Genomic DNA, 4,719 nt, shown 5'->3' with positions numbered 1-4,719 from the left:
GCCCTGGGCGACCTGGGGCACGCCCTCAAGACGCCGCTGGCGGTGCTGCGCAACCGCTGCGACACGGAACTGCGCCAGCGCGCCCCGGAACTGCACGCCCTGCTGCTGGCGCAACTGGACCACATCGAAGCCAATGTGCGCCGCGCCCTGGGCCGCGCCCGCGTCGCCGCCGGCGCCACCGCCGCCACCCGCTTCGAACCGGGCCAGGATCTGGAAGCCCTGGCCGACACCCTGCGCCGCGCCCACCGCAAGCCGCTCAACCTGGTGGTGCAGGGCACCGGGCTGCCGCCGCTGGCGGTGGAGCGCGGCGACATGCTGGAACTGCTCGGCAACCTGCTCGACAACGCCTGCAAATGGGCCGCCGGCGAGGTACGGTTGGCACTGGCGCGGGACGGCGGCCTGTTGACGGTCACCGTGGACGACGACGGGCCCGGCATCCCGCCATCACGCCGCGAGCAGGTGCTGCAGCGCGGCCGCCGCCTGGATGAGCGGGTCGCCGGCGACGGTCTGGGTCTGGCCATCGTCAGTGACACGGTGGCCGCCTACGGCGGACAGCTGACCCTCACCGACAGCCCGCTGGGCGGTCTGCGGGTGCGGCTTGCGCTGCCGCTGCCGGACTGAATCGCGGAACTTTCCCGTTATGCGGGTCTCCACCCCTGAACGGCTGTATCAACAGGAGAAGGGAATCATGCGCGTATTCACATCCTTGCTGGCGCTGTGCGCGCTGGCGCTCGGCAACCCGGCCATGGCGGCGGAAAAGCCCGCCTTCGACGCCCGCCTCAGCGGCTACGACTACCCCCATCCGGTGCACACCCTGAAGCTGGACAGCCAGCGGCAGACGCTGGAAATGGCCTATATGGACGTGCGCCCGGAGCAGCCCAACGGCGACACCGTGCTGCTGCTGCACGGCAAGAATTTCTCCGGCGCCTATTGGCAAACCACCATCGAGCGGCTGACCGAGGAAGGCTACCGCGTGGTGGTGCCGGACCAGATCGGCTTCGGCAAATCCAGCAAGCCGGAACACTTCCAGTATTCCTTCCAGACCCTGGCCGATCACACCCGCACCTTGCTGGACACACTGGAGGTGGACAGCGCCACCGTGGTGGGCCACTCCATGGGCGGCATGCTCGCCACCCGCTTCACGCTGATGTTCCCCGAGCGCAGCGACGGCCTGGTGCTGGTCAATCCCATCGGTTTGGAAGACTGGCGTCAGGACGTGCCCTGGCAGTCCGTGGACGCCTGGTACCAGGGCGAGCTGAAAAAGAAACCCGAAGACATCAAGGCCTACATGACCAAGGCGTACTTCGACGGTCAGTGGAAGGAAGAGTACGCGCCCTTGCTGACCATTCAGCAGGGCTGGCTGCGCGGCCCGGACTACAAGCGCATCGCCTGGAATTCCGCACTGCACTACGACATGATCTTCAACCAGCCGGTGGTCTACGAGTTCCCCGACGTCAAAGCGCCGACGCTGCTGATCATCGGCAACCGCGACCGCACCGCCCTGGGCCGCAATCGCGCGCCGGAAGAAAAGCAGAAAGAACTGGGGCGCTATGATCGTCTCGGCGACAAGGCCGCCGAAGCCATTCCCGACGCCAAGCTGGTGGAACTGGAAGGCATCGGCCACGTCCCCCAGTACGAAGCCTACGACGACTACATCGAAGCTCTCACCGACTTCCTGTCGGCACAGCGCTAACGGCTTTTGGGAGCGGCTGTGTGGGAGCTTGCCTTGCAAGCGAAAGGCCGGCTTTGCCGGCCGGCAGGATTCCAGAGACCTTGTTGGTACTGCTTTTAGAGAGGCCTCTGGGATCCTGCCGGGAGCTCCGCTCCCTTTCGCGGGCTAGGCCCGCTCCCACAAAGTTTGCTCCTGAACCGGGCTACGGAGTCCGCTCAGCCGGCCGCACAGCGGCCAGCATCAGCGCCACCGCCTGGTCGCTGACCGCCTCCATGTCCTGCCGGTCCACATAAATGCCGTCCAGCAACAGCCGGCACAGGCCGTGCAGCGTGGCCCAGCTGGCCTGGGCCACGCGCAGGGCGTCGGTGCCGCCGGGCAGGTGGGCGCCGATGCCGTCCGCTTCGAGCTTATCCACGTAACGCCGGAAGCAGCCGTGCGCCACCCGCGTCAGCGACTCGGTGGGGCGCCCGGTCTTCCACAGGGTACGGCCGAACATCAGCTCGTATTGCTCCGGGTCGTCGCAGGCGAAGCGCAGGTAGCCGCGCACGAAACGGCGCAGCCCGGGCTCCGGGTCGTCCGCCCGGAAGTCGGCCTCTTCCATCAACCGGTCCAGCCGGCGGAAGCCGTCCTCGGCGAGGGCGCAGAGCAGCGCGTTCTTATCGGTGAAGTGGTGGTAGGGCGCGGTGCGCGACACCCCGGCGCGTTCCGCCAGGCGCCGCAGCGACAGCCCTTCCACGCCCTGTTCGCGCAGCAGTACGGCGGCCTCGCGAAGCAGGGCGGCGTGCAGGTCTCCGTGATGGTAGCGGCCCGGTTGCGTCATGGTGGTTGCCTGCCTTTCGAAGTCACGGATGTTATCTTGACAGCGTCAACATAGCACCCTATCTTGACGGCGTCCAGATTGCAGCCAGGCGGCCGCCGCGTACAACGTCGCGCGGCCCGCCCAGCCCACAAAGGAGAACACCATGGCGGCCAACGGTTATTCCCACCTGCTTTCCCCCCTGGATCTGGGGCATACCCAGCTCAAGAACCGGGTGATCATGGGGTCCATGCACACCGGCCTGGAAGACCGTTTCTGGCACTACCCGAAGCTGGCCGCCTATTTCGCCGAGCGGGCGCGGGGCGGGGTGGCCCTGTCCGTGACCGGCGGCATCAACCCCAACCGCCACGGCTGGTTCTACCCGCTGTCCGGCACCTTCAACAGCAAGCTGGATATCCGAAACCACCGCAAGATCACCGAGGCGGTGCACCGCGAAGGCGGCAAGATCGCGCTGCAGGTGCTGCACGCCGGCCGCTACAGCTACCACCCGTTTTCCCGCTCCGCCTCGGCGATCAAAAGCCCGATCAACCCGTTCAAGCCCAAGGCCATGAGCACCCGCGAAGTGCGCTCCACGGTGCAGGACTTCGCGCGCACCGCCGAGCTGGCCAAGGAAGCCGGCTACGACGGCGTGGAGATCATGGGTTCCGAGGGCTATCTGATTAATCAGTTCACCGCGCCGCGCACCAACAAGCGCAGCGACGAGTACGGCGGCAGCGCCGAAAACCGCCGCCGCTTCCCGGTGGAGATCGTCGAGGAAACCCGCCGCCGATGCGGCGAGGACTTCATCATCATGTACCGCCTCTCGGTGATTGATCTGGTGCCCGACGGCAGCACCCGCGAGGAGGTGCTGGATCTGGCCCGCGCCATCGAAAAAGCCGGCGCCAGCCTGATCAACAGCGGCATCGGCTGGCACGAAGCGCGGGTGCCCACCATCGTCACCTCGGTGCCCCGGGCGGCGTTCGCGGAAGTCACCCGCCAGGTGAAAAACGTGGTGTCGATCCCGGTGGTGGCCTCCAACCGGATCAACGATCCGGACACCGCCGAGCGCATCATCGCCAGCGGCCAGGCGGACGCGGTGTCCATGGCCCGGCCGCTGCTGGCGGACTCGGAGTTCGTCAACAAGGCCGCCGAAGGCCGCGCCGACGAGATCAACACCTGCATCGCCTGCAACCAGGCCTGCCTGGATCATACCTTCGAGCTCAAGCGCGCCTCCTGCCTGGTGAACCCGCGCGCCTGCCATGAAACCGAGCTGGTCTATCTGCGCACCGCCACGCCCAAGAAAGTGGCGGTGGTGGGCGCCGGCCCCGCCGGGCTGGCCTGCGCCACGGTGGCGGCGGAGCGCGGCCACGACGTGACCCTGTTCGACCAGGCCGGCGAGATCGGCGGTCAGTTCAACATGGCCAAGGTGATCCCCGGCAAGGAAGAGTTCCACGAGACCCTGCGCTACTTTCAAAAGCGCATCGAACGCACCGGCGTCAAGGTGGTGCTGAACCGGCGCGTGGAGAGCGACGAACTGGAGCGCGAAGGCTTCCAGGAGATCGTCATCGCCACCGGGGTGTCCCCGCGCCGGCCGGGCATCGACGGCATCGACCACGCCAAGGTGGTGTCCTACGTGGACGTGCTGCGTGGCAAGGTGCAGGTGGGCGAACGCGTGGCGATCATCGGCGCCGGCGGCATCGGCTTCGACGTGGCGGAATTCCTGGCCGAAGCGCCCCGCGACGGCGCCCAGCCGCTGCCCGAATGGCTGGCGGAGTGGGGCGTGGATTTCAACGCGGACACCCGTGGCGGCCTGGTGGACAAGCACCCGGAAACCCCGGCGCGGAAAATCTACCTGCTGCAGCGCAAGGAAAGCACGCCGGGCAAGGGGCTGGGCAAAACCAGCGGCTGGGTGCACCGCGCCACGCTCAAGCACCGCAATGTGGAGATGCTGCCCGGTTGCAGCTACGACCGTATCGACGATCATGGCCTGCACATCACGCAGAACGACAAGCAGGGTTTGCTGGAAGTGGACCAGGTGGTGATCTGTGCCGGCCAGGAATCGCTGCGCGAGCTCTATCAGGAACAGGCCGCCAACCACCATCTGATCGGTGGCGCCGACTTGGCCGCCGAGCTGGACGCCAAGCGCGCCATCAAACAAGGCTCGGAGCTTGCCGCGCGGCTTTAGCCGCGCGGCAAGCTCAATGAATAGTTAATAGTGAACAGTTAATAGCGAAACAAAGAAGGCGCGGGG

Annotated in this window: 4 protein-coding genes; 3 read left to right on the top strand and 1 reads right to left on the bottom strand. The window is 66.9% G+C overall.

Annotated features, from left to right (window positions below):
- Together ACEQZD_RS13730 and ACEQZD_RS13725 are read left to right on the top strand one after the other, a co-directional pair.
- Window positions 1-621, top strand: a 621-nt coding sequence (locus ACEQZD_RS13730) for an ATP-binding protein (protein ID WP_370186156.1), incomplete at its 5' end; no start/stop codon positions are given.
- A gap of 67 nt (window positions 622-688) precedes the next feature.
- Entirely contained in the window at window positions 689-1,693 is a 1,005-nt protein-coding gene (locus tag ACEQZD_RS13725; RefSeq protein ID WP_370186155.1) for an alpha/beta fold hydrolase, read from the top strand.
- 181 nt (window positions 1,694-1,874) lie between these two features.
- Here the strand turns inward: ACEQZD_RS13725 and ACEQZD_RS13720 are convergent, their stop codons facing one another.
- Window positions 1,875-2,492 (bottom strand): TetR/AcrR family transcriptional regulator, encoded by a 618-nt coding sequence (locus ACEQZD_RS13720; protein ID WP_370186153.1) that lies wholly within the window; start codon window positions 2,490-2,492, stop codon window positions 1,875-1,877.
- Between the two features lie 142 nt (window positions 2,493-2,634).
- Between ACEQZD_RS13720 and ACEQZD_RS13715 the strand changes: the two genes are divergently transcribed.
- Entirely contained in the window at window positions 2,635-4,653 is a 2,019-nt protein-coding gene (locus tag ACEQZD_RS13715; protein ID WP_370186151.1) for an FAD-dependent oxidoreductase, read from the top strand.
- The last annotated feature ends 66 nt before the right edge of the window (window positions 4,654-4,719 follow it).

It is taken from the genome of Alloalcanivorax sp., from assembly GCF_964221125.1.
Classification (GTDB): domain Bacteria; phylum Pseudomonadota; class Gammaproteobacteria; order Pseudomonadales; family Alcanivoracaceae; genus Alloalcanivorax; species Alloalcanivorax venustensis.
The sequence above is the reverse complement of the archived record's forward strand: the minus strand, read 5'-3'. Positions and strand labels throughout refer to the sequence as shown.

Bases quoted from the DNA above. Each gene is read 5' to 3' on its own strand.
- ACEQZD_RS13725 (WP_370186155.1), top strand. From the start codon at position 689: ATGCGCGTATTCACATCCTTGCTGGCGCTGTGCGCGCTGGCGCTCGGC.
- ACEQZD_RS13720 (WP_370186153.1), bottom strand. From the start codon at position 2,492: ATGACGCAACCGGGCCGCTACCATCACGGAGACCTGCACGCCGCCCTG.
- ACEQZD_RS13715 (WP_370186151.1), top strand. From the start codon at position 2,635: ATGGCGGCCAACGGTTATTCCCACCTGCTTTCCCCCCTGGATCTGGGG.